Annotated in this window: 18 protein-coding genes and 1 tRNA gene; 8 read left to right on the top strand and 11 right to left on the bottom strand. The window is 46.4% G+C overall.

Annotated elements, in window-relative coordinates:
* Positions 1-141: 141 nt before the first annotated feature.
* Positions 142-915 carry a ZIP family metal transporter gene (locus RIG66_RS13060; RefSeq protein WP_446378636.1) on the top strand — a complete coding sequence of 258 codons (774 nt, stop codon included), beginning with the start codon at positions 142-144 and terminating at the stop codon, positions 913-915.
* A 278-nt stretch (positions 916-1,193) separates the two neighbouring features.
* On the top strand, positions 1,194-1,718 hold the full coding sequence (locus RIG66_RS13055; RefSeq protein WP_446378634.1) for a hypothetical protein: 525 nt from the start codon (positions 1,194-1,196) through the stop codon (positions 1,716-1,718).
* A 52-nt stretch (positions 1,719-1,770) separates the two neighbouring features.
* On the opposite strand, the gene RIG66_RS13050 is transcribed toward RIG66_RS13055, so the two are convergent.
* Together RIG66_RS13050 and RIG66_RS13045 are read right to left on the bottom strand one after the other, a co-directional pair.
* Positions 1,771-2,478: a Uma2 family endonuclease gene (locus RIG66_RS13050; protein ID WP_446378638.1), complete on the bottom strand. Its 708-nt coding sequence runs from the start codon at positions 2,476-2,478 to the stop codon at positions 1,771-1,773.
* A gap of 229 nt (positions 2,479-2,707) precedes the next feature.
* Positions 2,708-2,779, bottom strand: a tRNA-Gly gene (locus tag RIG66_RS13045).
* A gap of 305 nt (positions 2,780-3,084) precedes the next feature.
* Between RIG66_RS13045 and RIG66_RS13040 the strand changes: the two genes are divergently transcribed.
* Positions 3,085-3,960, top strand: a complete 876-nt coding sequence (locus tag RIG66_RS13040; protein ID WP_446369965.1) for an Npun_R2479 family HD domain-containing metalloprotein — start codon at positions 3,085-3,087, stop codon at positions 3,958-3,960.
* 10 nt (positions 3,961-3,970) lie between these two features.
* The gene (locus tag RIG66_RS13035) at positions 3,971-5,086 is read left to right on the top strand and encodes an ABC transporter permease (RefSeq protein ID WP_446369963.1); all 1,116 of its coding nucleotides are present in this window, start codon (positions 3,971-3,973) and stop codon (positions 5,084-5,086) included.
* Here the strand turns inward: RIG66_RS13035 and RIG66_RS13030 are convergent.
* From RIG66_RS13030 to RIG66_RS13000, 7 genes are all read right to left on the bottom strand, one after another.
* Positions 5,028-6,038, bottom strand: a complete 1,011-nt coding sequence (locus tag RIG66_RS13030; protein ID WP_446378631.1) for a LysR substrate-binding domain-containing protein — start codon at positions 6,036-6,038, stop codon at positions 5,028-5,030. The two genes, RIG66_RS13035 and RIG66_RS13030, sit on opposite strands and share 59 nt — an antisense overlap.
* Before the next feature lie 371 nt (positions 6,039-6,409).
* Positions 6,410-7,189 carry a BMC domain-containing protein gene (locus tag RIG66_RS13025; RefSeq protein WP_446378629.1) on the bottom strand — a complete coding sequence of 260 codons (780 nt, stop codon included), beginning with the start codon at positions 7,187-7,189 and terminating at the stop codon, positions 6,410-6,412.
* Positions 7,190-7,422: 233 nt separating this feature from the next.
* Positions 7,423-8,034, bottom strand: a complete 612-nt coding sequence (locus RIG66_RS13020; RefSeq protein WP_446378627.1) for a hypothetical protein — start codon at positions 8,032-8,034, stop codon at positions 7,423-7,425.
* Between the two features lie 278 nt (positions 8,035-8,312).
* Complete coding sequence (locus tag RIG66_RS13015) at positions 8,313-10,022, bottom strand: ribulose bisphosphate carboxylase small subunit (RefSeq protein ID WP_446378625.1); 1,710 nt, start codon at positions 10,020-10,022, stop codon at positions 8,313-8,315.
* 381 nt (positions 10,023-10,403) lie between these two features.
* A complete protein-coding gene (locus tag RIG66_RS13010) occupies positions 10,404-10,706 on the bottom strand; it encodes a EutN/CcmL family microcompartment protein (protein WP_006105202.1) in 303 nt (100 codons plus the stop codon).
* A gap of 137 nt (positions 10,707-10,843) precedes the next feature.
* Positions 10,844-11,185 carry a carbon dioxide-concentrating mechanism protein CcmK gene (locus RIG66_RS13005; protein WP_446339169.1) on the bottom strand — a complete coding sequence of 114 codons (342 nt, stop codon included), beginning with the start codon at positions 11,183-11,185 and terminating at the stop codon, positions 10,844-10,846.
* Between the two features lie 86 nt (positions 11,186-11,271).
* Positions 11,272-11,583, bottom strand: coding sequence for a carbon dioxide-concentrating mechanism protein CcmK (locus RIG66_RS13000; RefSeq protein WP_006105229.1), 312 nt, complete (start codon positions 11,581-11,583; stop codon positions 11,272-11,274).
* 560 nt (positions 11,584-12,143) lie between these two features.
* On the opposite strand from RIG66_RS13000, the gene RIG66_RS12995 reads away from it, so the two are divergent.
* The 4 genes from RIG66_RS12995 (at position 12,144) to RIG66_RS12980 (ending at position 17,735) form a co-directional block, all read left to right on the top strand.
* Positions 12,144-14,027, top strand: coding sequence for an NAD(P)H-quinone oxidoreductase subunit F (locus tag RIG66_RS12995; protein ID WP_446378623.1), 1,884 nt, complete (start codon positions 12,144-12,146; stop codon positions 14,025-14,027).
* Between the two features lie 244 nt (positions 14,028-14,271).
* On the top strand, positions 14,272-15,756 hold the full coding sequence (locus tag RIG66_RS12990) for an NADH-quinone oxidoreductase subunit M (RefSeq protein ID WP_446378621.1): 1,485 nt from the start codon (positions 14,272-14,274) through the stop codon (positions 15,754-15,756).
* A 130-nt stretch (positions 15,757-15,886) separates the two neighbouring features.
* Positions 15,887-17,017: a CO2 hydration protein gene (locus tag RIG66_RS12985; RefSeq protein ID WP_446378619.1), complete on the top strand. Its 1,131-nt coding sequence runs from the start codon at positions 15,887-15,889 to the stop codon at positions 17,015-17,017.
* Positions 17,018-17,087: 70 nt separating this feature from the next.
* Positions 17,088-17,735 carry a type I restriction endonuclease gene (locus tag RIG66_RS12980; protein WP_446371798.1) on the top strand — a complete coding sequence of 216 codons (648 nt, stop codon included), beginning with the start codon at positions 17,088-17,090 and terminating at the stop codon, positions 17,733-17,735.
* 50 nt (positions 17,736-17,785) lie between these two features.
* Here the strand turns inward: RIG66_RS12980 and RIG66_RS12975 are convergent, their stop codons facing one another.
* Together RIG66_RS12975 and RIG66_RS12970 are read right to left on the bottom strand one after the other, a co-directional pair.
* Positions 17,786-18,364 carry a hypothetical protein gene (locus RIG66_RS12975; protein WP_446378617.1) on the bottom strand — a complete coding sequence of 193 codons (579 nt, stop codon included), beginning with the start codon at positions 18,362-18,364 and terminating at the stop codon, positions 17,786-17,788.
* Positions 18,365-18,434: 70 nt separating this feature from the next.
* Positions 18,435-19,262, bottom strand: coding sequence for an ABC transporter permease (locus RIG66_RS12970; protein ID WP_446378615.1), 828 nt, complete (start codon positions 19,260-19,262; stop codon positions 18,435-18,437).
* Positions 19,263-19,565: the final 303 nt, after the last annotated feature.

Here is a 19,565-nt window from a genome sequence, read left to right as displayed (position 1 = left end):
AATGACAAATGACAAATGACAAATGACAAATGACAAATGACAAATGACAAATGACAAATGACAAATGACAAATGACAAATGACAAATGACAAATGACAAATGACAAATGACAAATGACAAATGACAAATGACAAATAACTTATGAATCCAATTCTTGCGGGTTTTATTGCCAGTTTACTGGCGGGACTCGCAACCTTTGTTGGTGCGTTACCCGTATTTTTACCGATTCGCTTGACCCACCGATTACAAGCGATCGCGTTAGGATTCGGGGGTGGGGTAATGCTAGCTGCGACATCGTTTTCGTTAATTGTACCGGGTAAAGATGCGGCGATTTCTCAAGGCGCTTCCCAGATGAATGCGGCGTTAATTATGAGTGTGGGTGTGCTTCTGGGATCGGCGTTTTTAGGGTTAAGTAATAAGTATCTACCACACGAACATTTTCATAAGGGTCCAGAAGGGGGAAATTCCCAACATCTGAGACGCATTTGGTTATTTGTTTTAGCGATTACGATTCATAACTTTCCCGAAGGCTTGGCGGTTGGGGTTAACTTTGGCGCAGGAAATCAGGCGCAGGGAATTGCTTTGGCGATCGGGATTGGATTGCAGAATATTCCAGAGGGTTTGGTTGTCGCGGTTTCGTTGTTGGCTGAAGGCTACTCAAGCTTTTATGCGGTGGGGGTTTCGTTGCTGACAGGCTTAGTCGAACCCGTGGGGGGTTTACTGGGTGCAGGTTTGGTTGCGATCGCACAACCGCTTTTACCCTGGGGAATGGCATTTGCAGCAGGTGCGATGCTGTTTGTGATTAGCGATGAAATTATCCCCGAATCCCATCATCAAGGTCGCGAACACGAAGCCACAATTGGGATTATGGTCGGATTCGTGATTATGATGCTTCTCGATATTGGCTTAGGCTGAACCGATACCTCGATAAAACAAAGCCTGTACCACAATTTATTCTCTTTGTCTAGCTCCACCTGTATTTACTTTATAAATACACTTCCATCGGTGAATCCACGCGGACTTTTCGGGAATTTCACCCAAAAATTTCCGTAGTTCCATGGATGTGTTTTTGGCTAAGATATTCCAAAATTGAAATGGGTGAATTCTATGAGGGACTACCCTCAGCAAGCCAGGTCAATTATTAGGTTGTCTGGCGATTTCGATTGTCAGTTGGTTGCATCTAACAAAAACACATGAATCTTGAAGACATTGCTCGGTATTACATTGATACCCCAGCGTATGATCTCTCGCCTTCCGTCGTGAAAGGCTTCCGTCAGTTTATCGTGGATATAGCACAGGTAGAACTCCAGGGTATAGAGTTTCAGTATGTTGATTTTTTCCCTTACATGAAAGGAACAGAACTGAGCTTAGAGCATATCTATAGGGATTACAACCAAGGAAAACTAATGATTACCACTCAGTTCAATAACTCTGATCTTTTGGGTTCAGACATTAACCTGATTTTCCGCTGCATTCACGAAATCCATCACATCAAACTGAATGTTGGTTTTGATTTAGAAGGGGAATTTGCTACAGCGGTTCATCTGATCGAGAAAACCGATAATCTGTTATTTAAGCAGATTCTCTTCAGTGAAAGCTTAGGACAAATTGCCGTGCGCTTGTGCCAAGGAAAGTTTCCCGACGACCAAAAAGTCGTCCTCTTTGAGCCTGAGGTGCTGCACTGTTTGAAAAAAGAATGGAAATCTTTGTTGAACTGAATTTTCCAAGCAGGAGATAGGTTAGATAAGGGAAATGGGGAGTTAAGCCGCTTTACTCAGGCAACTCTCCAAAGCGTTCCCGATATCGACTCAAAAGTGACTCCATCTCCGTTAACTGTTGCTCTGCTTGCACTCGCTGTTGTTGCTCTTGTTCAGCGACTTCTTGGGGTATCGGAATTAGATCTCCTTGGGCATTAAAAAAGCGCAACTTCGACTCATAAATCCCTAAATATAACCCCAACTGCTTGCTCCATAACCACCCTTGCTGATTCGGCTGCAACTGTTCATACTCACCATCGACCAAATGAAAACCTTGAAACTCCAAGCTATTCGGGTCAAACCAAAAATAGTCCGGAGTACGGAAAACATCTTGATATAGCTGCTTTTTTAAGCCTCGATCAGTCGCCGCCGTCTTGGGAGAAAGAATTTCCACAATCACATTGGGATACTTACCATCTTCCTCCCAAACCACCCAACTTTGGCGAGGGAAGCGTTCTACTCCCAAAACCACAAAAAAATCCGGTCCCCGGAACTTCTCTGACTTGCGCTGACGGGGAGAGTAGTAGATCGTCAGATTACCAGACGCATAGAAATCATTGCGCTCTCGCCACAGCCATTCTAGACAGGCGATGAGCAATGTCATTTGTAGGCGATGCAAGTCTGTTTCCAAAGGAGGCTCGTCACTCAGTAAGTCACTAGGGGGAAAGACTATATCATCCCATAGCTCTTCGGACGTTTCCAGATCTTGGGCGAAAGACATGGCAGTTCCACAACAAAAGTGCGATAAATCTAGTGTAGTATGCAAGAGGCTAGTCGCTAGAGGCGCCGTGCGATCGCCATTCAGCGTCACTGTAGTGGCGTGGCACACCTTATTTGATGAATTAAGCATTAGCCCGGAAACCGTAGGGGCGCATAGACGTGCGCCCGATTCAATCGCCCGATTCAATGGTAAAATCTAATCCACCATTTTAGCTGTGCCACACCAGTAGAGCGGGTGATGGGACTCGAACCCACGACATCCAGCTTGGGAAGCTGACGTTCTACCACTGAACTACACCCGCAAGTTACTCTAAACGAGAATCTTTAAGCTATTATATCAATAAATTTGCCTCATATTTCTACCTGGCTCTGGAGGTGAAAACTTAACCTTGATTGAGCTAGGTATGTTTTCGTTTATACAAAAACTCTGAAAGTCCTACAAATAAAGGGGTTGCGAGTTCGGGAACAGTTAGCTATGACCAAAAACACGTCGAGGTTGTGAATCTTTAGCTTCCCATCAACTTAAATTTATCGCATCCTGTAAAGTATAGAGTTATAACTGTTCGATTGATCCTCAAACCATTGCACTCCGCAGGGATTACCCAGGATGTTTAACGCAACAGAAATTCTCATAAACTCATTTGTCCAAAAACTCCGGGATGGCTACCACCGGACTTACGGGGGGCTGAAAACCGACTATGAGGACATTATTGCTTGGGCAGGCAGTATGGCAATGGAAAATATTGCCAACAGCGATGCCCTCTATCATAATGTCGAGCATTCTATTCTCGTCACCTTAGTCGGTCAGGAGATTCTCCGAGGCAAGCATATCCGTGAAGGGGGCGTCACACCAGAAGATTGGTTGCACTTTATCATTTCTCTGGTTTGCCACGACATTGGCTATGTGAAAGGAGTCTGCCGTCAGGATCGCGAAACTGAACGACTTTATGCGACGGGCAAAAATGGTGAGATGGTGCATCTGCCTCCTGGCGCTACCGATGCCTCCCTAACGCCTCATCATGTTGATCGGGCGAAACTGTTTACGGATGAGCGATTTGGCGGTCACAAACTGATTGACGCGGAACTGATTAAGCTCAATATTGAACTGACTCGTTTCCCAGTTCCCAAAGAAGGGGATCATCGAGATACCCTGAATTATCCCGGTTTGATTCGTGCCTCTGACTTAATTGGTCAGCTTTCTGATCCCCGCTATCTCAAGAAAATTAGCTCTCTATTCTACGAATTTGAAGAAACGGGTGTCAATCAAGCCTTAGGCTATGAGCATCCTGGTGACCTTCGCGCGGGTTATTCCAGGTTTTACTGGAATGGAGTATTTCCCTTTATCCAGGAAGCCCTGCGTTACCTGTCCCTCACCCAAGAGGGTAAGCAAATCACCGCCAACCTCTACTCCAATGTGTTTGTTGTCGAACACGAAAAGAACGAAGAACAACACCGACAACTCGCCCAGCAGCTTAACTCTTAACCTGTAACCCATGAACTGGTGGCAAAAACTGAAAAAGAACCCCCTGGCTCGGTTTGGCGCGATCGTGCTATTGATTTTTTACCTTGCCGTAATTGCGGCTGATTTTGTCGCGCCTTATGACCCGTATGTCTCCCAACCCAATGGTTCCTTGTTGCCACCCACCCAAGTCTACTGGCGTACTCCCGAAGGCAGGTTTATTGGTCCCCATGTCTACCCAACCACCCAAGGACCAACGGATTTAGAGACGGGGGAACGAGAACTGATGGTGGATTGGCAAAGTCCGTCCCCCATCCGTTTATTTGTTCAAGGTTCGGCGTACCAGTTTCTGCAACTACGTTTCCCCTTACCACCCAATTTTGAAGAGGTGGAGATATTTGGCGGAATTCCGATGAACTTGCACTTGTTCGGCACGATTGGTGAAGGCAAACTGAATCTATTAGGGACGGATGAGCAAGGTCGTGATCAATTCAGTCGTTTGGTGTATGGAGGGCGAATTAGTCTCAGTATCGGGTTAGTGGGAATTGCCATCTCTTTTCCTCTGGGTTTAATTATCGGCGGAATTTCTGGCTATTTCGGGGGGTGGATTGATGCCATGTTGATGCGCCTCGTGGAAGTGATGATGACGATTCCCACTCTATACCTACTCGTGGCATTAGCGTCAGTGTTACCACCAGGACTAACCAGCGCCCAACGATTTTTGTTAATTGTTTTAATTACCTCGTTTATTGGCTGGTCTGGATTAGCCCGGGTGATTCGCGGACAGGTGTTGTCAATTAAAGAACGAGAATTTGTCCAAGCATCCCAGGCGATGGGGGCGAAACCGCTGTACATTATTGTCCGCCATGTGCTGCCCCAAACGGCAACCTATGTGATTATCTCAGCCACTCTCGCCGTCCCCAGTTTTATTGTGGCGGAATCGGTGCTGAGTTTAATCGGTCTGGGTATTCAGCAACCTGACCCCTCCTGGGGAAATTTGTTGTCCTTGGCAACGAATGCTTCGATTTTGGTACTACAACCCTGGTTAATTTGGCCCCCCGCCGCACTGATTATCTTGACGGTGTTAGCCTTTAACTTGCTGGGGGATGGTCTACGGGATGCCCTTGATCCTCGGAGTTTGCAGCGCTAGGGGGAAGAGTTCCATTGGATTGCGCTTGTGGCAAGGTTCGGCGTAGGGCAGTCTTTTGGGCAAAGTCTTTGCCTTCGGTGAGCAGATAATCGAGAAAGGTGCGAGCGACAATGGAGAGTTGTTTGCCATTTGGGTAAACCGCATACCAGTATCGTTCAATCGGGAATTCTTCCACATCTAAAATGGTCAGTTGGTTACAGATGCCCTCTAAGGCTAAGGTATGACGGGATAAAACCGAAATGCCTAACCCTCCCGCGATCGCTTGTTTAATGGCTTCATTGCTGCCTAAGTCAAGCTGCACTTTTAACTCAATATCACGGGAATCAAATAGTTCTTGCACCGCCTTGCGCGTTCCTGATCCAGGTTCTCTCATAATAAAGGGTTCCTCTGCCAAGCGCTCTAGAGGAATATTGGTTTCATTCACCAACGGATGATCCGATGGGGCGATGACAACCAGGGGATTGTCAAGAATGGCTTCGTAGGTAATATCCAGATCCGGAAGTTGACTCATGACATACAAGTCATCGGCATTGTCATTCAGACGATTCAAGATAAATTCATGATTGGTCACCTGAAGCGACACATCGATTCCTGGATAACGCCGACAAAATGGACCGAGTAACCGGGGAATAAAATATTTGGCGGTTGTGATCACCGAAACCCGCAGGCGTCCCTGTTTCAGACCTTGCAAATCAGCGACAGTCATCTCAAACTGGTCTAAATTCTCAAATATGGCACGACAGGTCTTGACGAGTTCCTCTCCGGCTTGGGTAAGATAAAGACGTTTGCCTACTTGATCAAATAAGGGAACACCAACCGCTCGGGTAAGCTGTTTCACCTGCATTGACACCGTGGGTTGGGTGAGAAATAGTTCTTCGGCTGCACGAGTAAAACTATTATGTCGAGCAACGGCTTCAAAGACTTTGAGCTGATGCAGCGTGGCTTGCTTCAACGATACTCCTCCTTGATAGGAATAATTTATAGATTATAGTCTATGATTTCTATCAGAACAATGTATTTTTTCTATGGTAACTCTGAGTTAAGATTTCAGATAACACCAAACAAGTGACAGTCTTCCTTCCAGCCTGCGTTGCCCCCTAACCAATTTGTATGTTCCAGAATAAGCTGTTTGGTTTTAGCCTGTACCTACAGGAAAGCTTAATCCGGTCATCGCTGGAATTGGGTGCAACGCCTTTTTTAATAGGTAGACACAATAAAAGAGATCGTCATTCGTCCTTTGTCATTTGTCCTTTGTAGGGGTTTGCTCCCCCAGCTTCCCCAGCTTCCCCAGCTTCCCCAGCTCTGCTAATCAGCAATGTAATATCAAAAGTCAATTTCCTTAGTCGGCGCAGGCAATTTATCTAAATCAGGGAGTTCGACTAATTCCTTCTCTGTTTCCTTCACCTCAACAGGTAATCGTAGGGGTTCGGGTGTTTCTTCCTCTTCAATGAAGTAACTTGCCAAGGGTAGGGCTTGTTCGAGATCCTCTAACGGTCGAGTAATCACGGTAACGGCAACCAGTTCCCCAATCCGTTGGGCTTCTGCCATACCCACTTGCAGCGCCATGGCGACTTCCGCTACCCGACCCCGGATAATCACCGTACATAAGCCCGCGCCAATGGTTTCGTAACCCGTCAGTTCCACATTTGCTGCTTTGAGCATCGCATCCGCTGCACCGACGATCGCGGGAAAACCGCGAGTTTCTAGAAGTCCCAGGGCTTGGGAACTATGGCGCGATCGCGTCTGCTGTTGCACCTCTTCTAGCAAATGAGAACCCAGAGGTAAGACAACCTCCAAGTTTGGAAACGGTCGAGGAATTACCAAGGAGGACAATAACTGACCTTCTCGTTTAGCATGTTCAACCCCAGCTTGCACCGCAATCCGTACTTCTGCTGTAGCGCCGCGCACAATTGCCGTACAATGACCACTACCAATTTTTTCAAATCCGATTAACGTCACGCCAGACGCCTTGAGCATCGCATCAGCCGTACTCACAATCACGGGAAAACTGAGCGTAGACACCAAGCCCAAAGAGGAATGACGAAAGCGATTTCGTTGAGTAGAAGGGGTGTGGGGGATAATTCCAGGGTTGTATGACTCCATAGCTCGGCTCTCCATGTCGTTGTTGGCTGTTAAGTGTTGCCTCTAATCCAGTCTAAGAAACCCAACACCTCAACGCTAACAACTTATCGGTATAACCTATCTTGGCGCTGATCTTAACACTACAGATTGGATGGTTATAGCACGGCGAGGATACGTTAGACCATCCATTAATCCCAAAAGGGAACAGGGAACAGTCGAGAATATCCTAACCTGCCAAAGTAGCTGCTATACCGTCAATGATTATAGGGAAATAGAGTTTTGAGAATCCGGTCTACACTCCCTTGTCCATAGATTGAGTTTCCCGCCGGGGAGTCAGCAGATTCAGGTTCCTCTTCCGTCGTGGACTCGCTGGAATGTCTCTGGGAATCAACCGGTGGGTTGACATCCTGCTGCTGTTCAGATTGTTCAGGAGAGGGAGATGGGCTAGAGGCGATCTTAGGTGAATGATTCACCGCTTCTGGGGGATTAGAGCTATCAACCGGAGGAGTCGCGGCTGGGGAAACCTCGGCAACTTGACGCCCCACATCACCAACGACAGACCCCGCAGGCACAACGGTTAATCGCTCAATCGAAGCATTCCAAATCGTGGTCAGTGAACCGATACAAGCATTTGCCCCAATTGTCCCGTGACCCACGACCAATACACCTGTACCCATATTGACACCGGTTTCTATCTCTAACGTCCCTTGATCAGCGTGCAGAACTGAACCTGCACCAATACAAACACCTGCCGCGATAATCATTTGACTCTCAGGATTAGCCCGCAAAATTACTCCCGATGAAATCACAGCACTCGGATCAATGGTTACATCACCTTGCACGTAGACATGAGAGTGACTGCTCAATGGTAGTGGCAGGGGCAAATGCATTTTATAGTTATAGACGTTATAAACGTGAAGATAATTAGGTCAATTGAATCAGAAGTCCCACGATTTTGAAGTCAGTAATTTTGGATTACCTCTGTGGGAAAGGAAAGGGATTGAAGATTAAAAATTGTCAATTCTTTATTGAACAATTTCGGAGAAAGACTTGAATTCTTGCCCTAACTCCATCACCAATCCCCAATCAACGCTCACCCTTTCCCATCCAACGGACTTCTAACGGTTCCTGAGTTAAGGGTTGCTCAACTTGGCTTTTGAATCAGGGTTTCCAAGACACGCCGCTTGGCTTTTGGATCAATACCAATCAGACGTACATATTCCCCACTATGTTCAGCCATACAGCCTTCTAACCCCTCAACCACCTCAGAAACCTGATTCGATTCGATGGGAGAGCAGCTTTGCCAGGAACTGGTGCGGAAGCGACGCTTGTCGGCGTGTTCGGTTCCAATTTTGTAGCCTTGAGCTAACAAACCCCGGACTTGATCAATCGCCTCTTGGCTCAAAGACGTATCCGCAGGTGATACAGAATCCGCTTTTGAGGGGGCGGATACCGTGCTGTAGCTGCTGCTGGTGCGCCGACCATTTGAGGAGACCGATGTCCCTGTTGTCAAGGCTTTACTATCCGGTCGTTGAATAATTTCTTGCATCACCCGCCGTTTCGCATTGGGGTCAATCCCAATCAAGCGCACGTACTCGCCCTCATGGTCGGTTAAGCAGTCGGTAATCGCGTCCATCACCTCCGATTCGCGATTGGATTGAATCGACATCGCACTCTTCCAGGAACTGGTGCGGAAGCGCCGCTCATCTGCATATTCTAAACCAACCCCATAACCTTGGGCGACCAGTCCCGCCACCGTTTGCTGAAGATCAGATTCGAGTTGGGGTTGTGAACGGGAAACCTGACGCTTGTTGCTCGCCGCAGGCTCACTGTAACGATAACTCGAAGACGCTTTCGCGGGGGTGGACTTGGACGGCTGATCACCGGGTCTTTGGATAATTTCTTCCATCACCCGCCGTTTGACTTTCGGGTCAATCCCAATCAGGCGGACATATTCACCTTGATGATCTTGCAAACAATCGCTCAGAGCATCAAGTACCTCTGATTCACGGTCTGAGTGAATCGCGATCGCACTCTTCCAAGAACTCGTCCGAAAGCGCCGCTCATCTGCATATTCGGCACCAATCCGATATCCTTGAGCTAACAGTTGACGAATTTGTTTCTGCAGGTCTGAATTTATGGCTGTAAATGAAGGCATGGAACTATAAGAATAAGAAGAACGACGAGAAGGTTGATTTCCATTTTCCTGATCAGAGTCAGAGGCTTGAACCCTCTCCTTGCGGATTGGCGCAATACAAGCTTCATCCTCTGCACACTGATACCCTGATCGCAATGCATCGTTGCATGCGATCAGATTATGAGCAAACGTGAGATCCTCCTCTTGGACATCGGGCAATCTATCCGCTTGCTGCTGGTTATTAATGACTGCTCCAGAGGGTATATATTTACCCGGCGGAATTTCCACATCTTGCACCAAGGCGTGCATCATGATGATACAGCCATGACCGATGCGAGCATTAAACACGGTGGAGCGAAAGCCAATAAAGCAATCATCTCCAATGTAGGCTGGACCGTGAATCAGGCATAGATGAGTAATCGAGGTATTTTGACCAATCCAGACGGAGTAAGCTTTTTTGTCATCCCCCATCACTCGCCCCTCTTCTAAGCCATGAATCACCACTCCATCTTGAATATTCGAGCCAGCGGCAATGTAAAACGGTCCACCTTCGTCTGCTCGAATGGAAGTCCCCGGAGAAATCAGGACATTTTCAGCGATTCTGATATCTCCGATAATATTAGAAAAGGAGTGGACGTAGGCACTTTCGTGAATTTTGGGTTCCGCCAAACTTTTTGACCAAGGGGTCGGGGGTGCCGCGTAGCTACGAACTACCATGATAATATTTTCCTGCCTTGCACAACGTATATCAACGTGTTGTTTTTTTTTGATTAAACCAAGAGCATTTCATCCATAAGCCTTGGATGTTTATCCCAATAGGGATATAAAGATCTGTGTTTAAGCTGGATCTTCAAGCAGCAGCAATTCTAGATTGTCTGGTTTTGAGGGAGAAGTTTTTGGTTAAAACCCGAATACTGAGCCGAGGGCTATTGGGTTAACTCCCCTCCCGCCAGCAGAATAAGTATTGGCTTTAATATGCCAAATTAGGGTATGAATTCTTGGTCTGGCGGTCAGTCATCTTAGACCGATAAGGGAGTCAGACTCAGGGCTTGCTCATGATTGGTGTTAACGATTTCGGATGACTTTTTCCACCCCAGACTATCGATATTGATCTTTTTTACTGTAGAGAATGTGATTATCTACACTAACGGTGTCGATAATCCCCACTACCATAGCATCAATAGGGCGCTTATCACTTTCACCCACCTGACGGGCTGCGCTGCCACAACTCACCAAAACCCACTCATCCACACCCGCACCGACGACATCTGCTGCCACTTCGTAGTTAGGTAGAGGTTTACCCTCTTCATCCATAAACTGTACTAAGAGAAATTTTACACCTCTCAGGCTGGGTTCTTTACAAGTACTAACGACTGTCCCCCGCACTCTGGCAATTTGCATTTATCCTCCACGGTTGGGATTTTGGATCGTCGGTTCTGGGCGGACTGAGTTACCGTTTTTTTAACCAGCGAGTCTTGCCTTTGTCTCAATCCCCAATTAACCTTTCCTATAATCATTTAAGGATAAGGGTATTGGTCTTAGGGACGGTTAAGCGGACGGATGGCATTCGTGCTTTCTCGGAACTGTTCTACGTCTTCAGTGTACCGAATCGGCAGCACGTACTCTAGGTTTTCATGAGGGCGAGCAATAATGTGAGTGGATAGAACCTGACCCCCATTGACGCGCTTGACGTTCTCCACACCAGCGGCTACAGAGGCTTGGACTTCCGACACATCGCCCCGGACGATAACCGTAACCCGACCACTACCGATTTTTTCATACCCGACTAAGGTGACGCGGGCGGCTTTCACCATGGCGTCAGCGGCTTCGACGACAGCAGGAAAGCCGAGGGTTTCTACCATTCCAACGGCGATTGACATGAATGTTTCTCCAAAATCTAGGGGTTTGTCTGTTTTGACACCTTAGGAGCGCCATGATTTAGCCCAATCTAAGCGTAGAGATCTCGCTAATAGGATCGGAATTGCTCCACGGCTTCGCTATATCGAATCGGTAGAACGTATTCCAAGTTTTCGTGGGGACGAGCAATGATGTGGGTGGATACGACTTCACCCCCATTGACCCGATTAGCAGATTCTACGCCAGCAGCGACGGAGGCTTGAACTTCTGAGACATCGCCCCGAACAATAACCGTAACCCGCGCACTACCAATTTTTTCATACCCGACCAAGGTGACACGGGCAGCTTTCACCATGGCATCGGCGGCTTCGACGACAGCCGGAAAGCCTTTGGTTTCAATCATTCCTACAGCAATTGGCACGTTTATTTTCTCCTTGTGAATACGTTGACCATGAGTCAGCCCATCCCGGTTGGGCGAAAATTTGGACGGGAATGCCGAAGTTTAGACTAATAAATTACTAGCCAAAACCAAGCATAGAGAAGCTTGGCACAATTGACAATATAAATTATTATGATAATTCTTAATCAAAATGTTTAACAAAACTTAACTTTAGAGCGATAATAATCGAGAGGTTGGGCAAAATTCTCAGCTTTGGCGAAATGTTGGCTTTGTTTTATAATTTTTGGGTAACGTTTTTATACGTTAAAATGACTCGTCTCAAGATGCCAGGACAATCACCTCATAATCAAGCAGGGGCAACGAGTAGGAGAAACGCCGGATCGAACTCAAGCATGGAGAGAAGGTCAAGGCTCTAGTATTAAGTATAAGCTAAGGTTATCACTTTGATTAAGCTGACCTTTAAATAGAGGGACTCAAACCGCGATCGCGCCAGCATTGCGCCAGCGAATCCCTTGGTCAATAGGCAAAATTCTGTATCAATATAATCCAGTGATAAAAAACCAACGAGGTAGGCAAGCGGGATGACAGAGTTTCTGAATCAGACAATTTGGTTAGTGCCGTTTTATGGGCTAATTGGCGCCATCTTAAGCTTACCTTGGGCAACGGGTATAATTCGCCGTACCGGTCCGCGTCCGGCTGCCTATTTCAACATATTAATGACGCTTTTTGCCTGTATTCACGGTTGGGTAATCTTCCGGTCTGCCGTGAATCAGCCGATGGTGAAGGAGTTTGTATTTGACTGGCTGCAAGTTGGCGGCGTCAATTTCTCCTTTGCCCTAGAAGTTTCGCCTGTGAGTACAGGTGCGGCAGAGGTGGTGACCAGCCTCTGCCTGTTGGCGCAACTGTATGCCCTAGGATACATGGAAAAAGACTGGGCATTAGCCCGCTTTTTTGCCTTAATGGGATTCTTTGAAGGGGCGATGAGTGGAATTGCCTTGAGTAATTCCTTACTCTTGAGCTATGCCCTATTAGAAATGCTCACCCTCTCCACCTATTTACTCGTCGGTTTTTGGTATGCTCAACCCTTAGTGGTTACCGCTGCACGAGATGCCTTTTTAACCAAGCGGGTGGGTGATATGTTGCTGTTAATGGGGGTTGTCACCCTGGGAAGCCTCGCGGGTAGCTTAAACTTTAATAACTTATACGATTGGGCAGGAACCGCAAACCTTCCCCCCATCCTCGCCACATTGCTGGGATTAGCCCTAATTGCCGGACCCCTAGGAAAATGTGCTCAATTTCCCCTGCATTTATGGTTAGATGAAGCGATGGAAGGACCCAACCCCGCCTCCGTCTTGCGGAATTCGCTGGTTGTTTGCTGTGGGGCGTATGTGTTGATTAAACTGCTGCCGATTTTAGCCCTATCCCCAGTCACCTTATCCGTGTTAGTGGTAATTGGCACGATCACAGCGATTGGTGCATCCTTAGTCGCCATTGCCCAAATTGATATTAAGCGATCGCTCTCCCATACCACCAGTGCGTATTTAGGGTTGGTGTTTATCGCCGTGGGAACTGGACGCGCTGATATTGCAGCGACGTTACTCCTCGCCCACGCCTTTGCCAAAGCCCTATTATTTATGAGTACCGGTTCGATTATTCTCACCACCAGTAACCAAAATCTCACCGAGATGGGCGGCTTATGGTCACGGATGCCCGCCACAACCAGTGCCTTTGTCGTCGGAACAGCAGGGATGATTGGACTATTGCCCCTAGGAGGGTATTGGGCGATAAGTAAAGGCATTAATTCACTGTGGGCGGATTCGCCCGGATTAGTCGCCACCTTTATCGTGGTGAATGGGATTACAGCCCTCGGATTAACCCGCGTCTTTCGCCTAGTATTTTTAGGCAATCCCCAGCCAAAAACCCGCCGCGCCCCGGAAGTAGCGTGGCCCATGGCGTTACCCATGGTCGGGTTAACTCTGATTAATCTGGGGATGCCTTTGTTGCTGCAACAATTAAACCTGTTACCCGTAGCCAAGTATGAGTACCTGATTGAAGTCCCCCAACTGTTATTATTGGGTTCCAGCGTAGTGGGTTGTGCGATTGGGGGTTTAATGGACTTACACAGAACTGGATTGCGATCGATTCTCTTACCTGTGAGATTTTTGCAAGACCTTTTAGCTTATGATTTTTACGTCGATCGACTCTACAATCTGACTGTGGTCTTTGCCGTTGACCTGTTTTCTAAACTGACCGACTGGATTGACCGTCATATTGTCGATGGTGTGGTGAATTTAGTCGGTTTGGCGACTGTGGTTGGGGGTCAATCGTTGAAATATAGTGTTTCGGGGAAATCCCAGTTTTATCTGTTAACGATTCTCATCGGCGTCAGCTTATTAGCACTCTTGATGAGTTGGCCCCTCAGTCAGTGGGACTGGGAACGGTGGTTGTTTCTGAATGGGCAATAAAAATGTTGTTGTCGGTTGTCGGCGTGGGTTGAACTATTATTGTTTATGAGTTAACCCTAATGTGGCTCAATCTGCACGGGTTGATTGGTATCGAAATTATATTTTTTTAACGCAGAGGGACGCAGAGGTTAACGCAGAGGGACGCAGAGGAGTGATGAAAATTGATGATCAATGATGTAGTTTGTCAATGGCAGCGAATATAACGAAGGACAAATGACAAATGACAAATGACAAATGACAAATTATGCTAAGTGCTTTAATTTTAGTCCCGCTATTGACAGCCCTAGTCGTCGGATTTTTACCCACGACGCTGATGGGAAAAGGGGCGCGTCAAGTTACCCTAATTGTTACCAGTGGTCTGTTTATTTGGTCATTGGTATTGCTAGCGCAGTTTAATCCCGGTCAGATGAGTCTTCAATTTCAAGAAAAACTGTCTTGGATTGAGTCAATTGGGTTAACCTACAGTTTAGGTATTGATGGGTTGTCAATACCCTTAGTGGTATTAAATGGCTTACTCACGGTGATGGCGGTTTACGCGACTGATGAGGAGTTAGAACGCCCTCGATTTTATTACACGCTGATTCTGTTATTAAACGCTGGGGTGGCAGGGGCATTTTTGGCGCAAGACTTATTGCTGTTTTTCCTGTTTTATGAACTGGAATTAATTCCTTTATATTTGTTAATTGCCATTTGGGGCGGAAAACGGCGTGGCTATGCGGCAACCAAGTTTCTCTTATATACAGCGGTGTCTGGGGCGCTGGTTTTAGCTGTCTTTTTAGGCTTGGTCTTTTTGAGTGGGGCAAATACCTTTGCCTACAGCAATGTGCAGAACTTAGCGTCATTATTGCCTGTAGGTCGTCAATTGCTGTTATTAGGCGGAATTCTGATCGCCTTTGGGATTAAAATTCCTTTAGTACCCTTTCATACCTGGTTACCCGATGCCCACGTTGAAGCATCCACACCGATTTCCATGCTGTTGGCGGGGGTGTTGCTGAAGTTAGGAACCTATGGATTATTGCGCTTTGGTTTAGGATTATTCCCAGAAGCTTGGACTATGGTTGCGCCTTGGTTAGCGATATGGGCGGTTGTTAGTGTGCTTTATGGGGCGTTTAATGCGATCGCGCAACGGGATATGAAGAAGATGGTGGCGTTTAGTTCAGTGGCGCACATGGGGTATATTTTACTAGCTGCGGCGGCGGCGACATCAATTTCCCTGGTGGCGGCAGTGATGCAAATGGTGAGTCATGGGTTAATCTCGGCGTTATTGTTTTTCCTGGTGGGGGTGGTGTATAAGAAGACGGGTTCGCGAGATTTAGAGGTTCTTAATGGATTATTGAATCGGGAACGCGGATTACCGTTGATTGGTAGCTTCATGGTATTGGCGGTAATGGCGAGTGCGGGAATTCCGGGAATGGTGGGATTTATCTCAGAATTTCTGGTATTTCGGGGGAGTTTTCCGGCGTTTCCTGTGCAAACACTTCTGTGTATGATTGGGACAGTTTTAACGGCGGTTTATTTCTTAATTCTGTTGGATCGCACCTTTTTTGGTCGTCTCTCGGCGCAGGTGATTGATTTACCCCGTGTTTATTGGCGGGAACGGATACCGGCGATTGTGTTAGCGGTGTTGATTGTTATTTTTGGCATTCAACCGGGATGGTTAGTGCGGTTGAGTGAAACTACTACGGCAACGATGGTGACGAATTCACCAACAATGGCTTTAGGGAAATAAGACAGATGGCAGATGGTAGATGGTAGATGGGAAGTTAATACTAAGTCAGGGCGGGTTTTGCAGAAAGGTTACTATCAATAGCGAAAAGAAAGTTCCTAAACCCGCCCCTACACACTCAAAACTAATTGCTATGGTCATTAGTCAAAAAACCTCTAAAAATCATCCCCTAGAACCTTACATTAAACGCCTTCACTCAGGTGAAGCGTTGCTGGTGGATTCACCGGAGAATGTGCTAGAGGTTGTGGGGATTTTACATAGTTATGGCATTGTCCTAGATGCCTATTCCCGCAATCTAATTTATATTGCTGAGAATCAGTTTTTAGTCTTTTTTCCCTTCTTTAAATACTTCAACGGGGATGTGTCTTTTCAGAAACTATTGCAGCATTGGTGGCATAATCGGATTAATTTTGAATATGCCGAATACTGTATGAAATCCATGTTTTGGCATGGGGGTGGAAAATTAGATGCTTATCTAGATACGCCAGAATTTAAACAACACTGTGCCGCCGCGATTCAGGCAAAGTTTAAGGGGAATCCTTTTGTTCAAGGATTAAATGGGTTATTTCCCAATTTTCTCACCGAACAAGCGCGTCAGATGGCATATTACAGTGGCTTGGGTCAATTTTGGCGGGTGATGAGTGATATTTTTATGGAGTTATCTAGTCGCTATGACAAGGGGGAAATTAAGACGATTCCGCAAGTGGTGGAACATATTTTAAATGGATTAGTGGCGGCGGCGAATAAGCCAATTACCTATAGCGTGAAAATTCGCGATCGCGAGTATGAGATACTTCCAAAATCTGCTGGGTTGACCTTTCTCATGGATACAGCAGTACCCTATGTGGAAGCGATTTTCTTTCGGGGAACACCGTTTTTGGGGACGGTTTCCTATAACGCCCAAGCCAATCAGATTCCGCCAGAACAAGCTAAGTTTACTTATGGGGCATTATATGCTGATCCGTTACCAATTGGGGGATCGGGGATTCCGCCAACATTATTGATGCAGGATATGCGTCATTATTTACCGGATTATCTGCATCAAGTCTATCAGCGATCGCGTCGGGGAGAGGATGACTTGCGAGTGCAGATTTGCCAAACGTTTCAAAAGTCGATGTTTTGTGTAACCACGGCGGCAATTTTGGGATTAGCGCCTCATCCTTTGGATACGGCGGAACCGGAACAACAGGCGGAAAATCGGGCGTATTTGGAATATTGGATGGATCGATTTGTCACATCGCGGATCAATGATGTTAATCAGTGAGTTATTTGTCCTTTGTCCTTTGTCCTTTGTCCTATCACTCATTCATAGGAAATAATTCTTATCTATTATTATGACTCAAACTCTTGCAGCTAGAGAGATTACTCTCCATGAATTAGAAACAAAGTTTGGCATCCAGTTGGTTGAAGATGACCAATTCTTCCGAGAATGGCAGGACAACTTACCGGAAATTACTGACGCCGAGAAAGAAAGGTTGGACAGAGTAAAACTCAGTTATCAGAATTTAACGAAATACCCACCTCTGTTGGAAAACACCGTAAAAATGGTTGTTCTTTCTCCCTTGCTAGACTTAGCGGACTTCTACCTCCACCCCTTCCACATCAAATCCGAGAAGTCTGTGGCAATAGCCGCAGAAGATGAGGGAGTTATTGTCAGAGGAGAGATTGATGTATTGGCTTTATTAGAACAAGTTTGGCTAGTCGTCATTGAATCAAAAAAAGCCGCATTTTCGTTAGACGTTGGCAAACCACAACTTCTCGCTTATATGCTATCAAATCCCGATCGGGAAAAACCTGCCTACGGACTAATTACGAATGGGAGTAGCTTCAGATTTATAAAATTAGTCAAAGGAGAAACAACTCGATACGCTGTATCTAAACTGTTTGATATTTTCAATCCAGGAAATGAACTGTATAGCGTTTTGAGTGTACTGAAGCGTTTGGGTCAATTAGCAATGAGTGAGGGTTATCGCTTAAGTTGATACTAATGCACGTCGGTGCTACCGTACAAATGCATATTTATACTAAACCTCTAAACGATCAGATTAAGCCAACTAGGATAGGCACAAGACTGGTGATTTTGCAATGGTAATCCCTGATACGTCGAACCTATTTCGCCAACACCCTGCTCAAATTCCTGCAAATTCATAGTGTCAACTTCAACAAGTGCCTCAAACGCAATTGTCCACCAATTCTCTTTATTAACGGTAAGCTGGGTTAACTCATAGGTAATCTCTTGGTAAAAACGTTGCGATCGCGCTTTGTTCACCGACACCCATGATCCTTGTGTCAAGCCGCCTTTGGGCATGAGACTCTCAGACGTTGAGTCTTGACAACTCCACTTAATCCATTGTTCAATTCTGCCTTCCCAGTGGCGACTAAATTGTCGGATACCCCATTCTGCTTTACGCCACTTAATCTCTAAACTGCCTTGCCGAAATTTGATATTCAGATAGGGACAATCGGGGATATAAAGATAAGTATCCTCCCTGGTTTCTGGCGATCCTAATATCTCGCCTGGACAATCTGTGGTGAACCAATCATTCACCTGTTTAGGTAAACTACCGCGATTGAACCAGCGCAGTTCTAACGTGATGAAGTCATTTGTCATTTTTTAGGGAACACCTCGGCTTCGCTCGGTGTGTCACAGGGAACAGGGAACAGGGAATTACAATTCAGATCTAATCCTGCTGGTGGGCGAATTTATAAGCCCCAATAAAGGATAGTGCGATCGCGAAGGCTAATAAAACTGGGATAGAATACCAGGGAAACTGGGATAGGGGTAAATAAGCAGCCGCCCGCAATCCGGTACTGGCATAGCTGAGGGGTAATAAGTAAACGATAACTTTTAATGCCAAGGGTAATGTTCTCGGATCAAAGAACGTTGCGCCCAAAAACGACATCGGTACAATCAAGAAATTGTTGTACAGTCCCACGGATTCTAAGGACTTGACATTCAATCCCACAAGTACTCCTAAACCAGAAAATACGGCGCAATTCAGCAGTAACACTAGCAAAAATAAGGGATTGATAAAGCTGAAAACTTTACCTGTAAACAGAACCGCTACCACAATCACCGAACCGGATGTCATCAACCCACGCACGATTCCAGCCAAAATTTTACCCAAATACAGTGCTAAGGGGTGTACGGGCATCAGTAGTGTTTCAGCAAATGTCTTGGTGTAAAGCCGTTCACCGCATATCGAAAAGGTGGTTCCACTGAAGCTAATCGTCATCGAGGATAGGGCAATCATCCCCGGTAGGATAAATTCCAAATAGCTGTCACCCGCCGCCGTTTCCATGGCTGAATTGAGGGCGCTACCTAATCCCAAGCCAAATGCGATAATGTAAATCACTGGGGAGATGAGTCCAGCCGCCGCGACTTGCAGGATTCTCACCCGCAGCTTTAGCCACTCGCCCCAGAATACGGTGAGGCTATCGGCTAGAATGGTTTGCCATTGACTGCCTTTGAGAGTTTTGCTGAAGGGGAATGCGAGATTAGACTTCAACTTCACAATATCGATAGGATTAACATCTCTTCTTAATATTACTTCATAATTCCGGGCATCTGGCTGATGGTGTGGGGGAGGGGGCTGACAGGTGTAGGTTTTTTACTGTGCGGTTGGGGCAAGACAAGGGGGAAAAGGTGACAAGAAGACAAGGGAGGAAAACCGTACAGAATTTTGTTCTGTCAAGCTAACTGTAAAAAGCCGAAACGCCCTGTTTTTCGTGAAAAAGCTTCCTTGTCTACTGGTCTACTTTCCTTCCTTGTCTCACCTTCACCCCAATCTTAAAAAACCTACCCTTGTGAG

Origin of the sequence: Coleofasciculus sp. E2-BRE-01, assembly GCF_040221695.1 — a bacterium.
Classification (GTDB): domain Bacteria; phylum Cyanobacteriota; class Cyanobacteriia; order Cyanobacteriales; family Coleofasciculaceae; genus Coleofasciculus.
The sequence above is the reverse complement of the archived record's forward strand: the minus strand, read 5'-3'. Positions and strand labels throughout refer to the sequence as shown.

Excerpts from the sequence above, each read along its gene's own strand:
- RIG66_RS13050 (WP_446378638.1), bottom strand. The coding sequence starts at position 2,478 with ATGTCTTTCGCCCAAGATCTGGAAACGTCCGAAGAGCTATGGGATGAT.
- RIG66_RS13055 (WP_446378634.1), top strand. The coding sequence starts at position 1,194 with ATGAATCTTGAAGACATTGCTCGGTATTACATTGATACCCCAGCGTAT.
- RIG66_RS13005 (WP_446339169.1), bottom strand. The coding sequence starts at position 11,185 with ATGTCAATCGCCGTTGGAATGGTAGAAACCCTCGGCTTTCCTGCTGTC.
- RIG66_RS13035 (WP_446369963.1), top strand. The coding sequence starts at position 3,971 with ATGAACTGGTGGCAAAAACTGAAAAAGAACCCCCTGGCTCGGTTTGGC.
- RIG66_RS13025 (WP_446378629.1), bottom strand. The coding sequence starts at position 7,189 with ATGGAGTCATACAACCCTGGAATTATCCCCCACACCCCTTCTACTCAA.
- RIG66_RS13060 (WP_446378636.1), top strand. The coding sequence starts at position 142 with ATGAATCCAATTCTTGCGGGTTTTATTGCCAGTTTACTGGCGGGACTC.
- RIG66_RS12975 (WP_446378617.1), bottom strand. The coding sequence starts at position 18,364 with ATGACAAATGACTTCATCACGTTAGAACTGCGCTGGTTCAATCGCGGT.
- RIG66_RS12980 (WP_446371798.1), top strand. The coding sequence starts at position 17,088 with ATGACTCAAACTCTTGCAGCTAGAGAGATTACTCTCCATGAATTAGAA.
- RIG66_RS12995 (WP_446378623.1), top strand. The coding sequence starts at position 12,144 with ATGACAGAGTTTCTGAATCAGACAATTTGGTTAGTGCCGTTTTATGGG.
- RIG66_RS13040 (WP_446369965.1), top strand. The coding sequence starts at position 3,085 with ATGTTTAACGCAACAGAAATTCTCATAAACTCATTTGTCCAAAAACTC.
- RIG66_RS12985 (WP_446378619.1), top strand. The coding sequence starts at position 15,887 with ATGGTCATTAGTCAAAAAACCTCTAAAAATCATCCCCTAGAACCTTAC.
- RIG66_RS13015 (WP_446378625.1), bottom strand. The coding sequence starts at position 10,022 with ATGGTAGTTCGTAGCTACGCGGCACCCCCGACCCCTTGGTCAAAAAGT.
- RIG66_RS12990 (WP_446378621.1), top strand. The coding sequence starts at position 14,272 with ATGCTAAGTGCTTTAATTTTAGTCCCGCTATTGACAGCCCTAGTCGTC.
- RIG66_RS13010 (WP_006105202.1), bottom strand. The coding sequence starts at position 10,706 with ATGCAAATTGCCAGAGTGCGGGGGACAGTCGTTAGTACTTGTAAAGAA.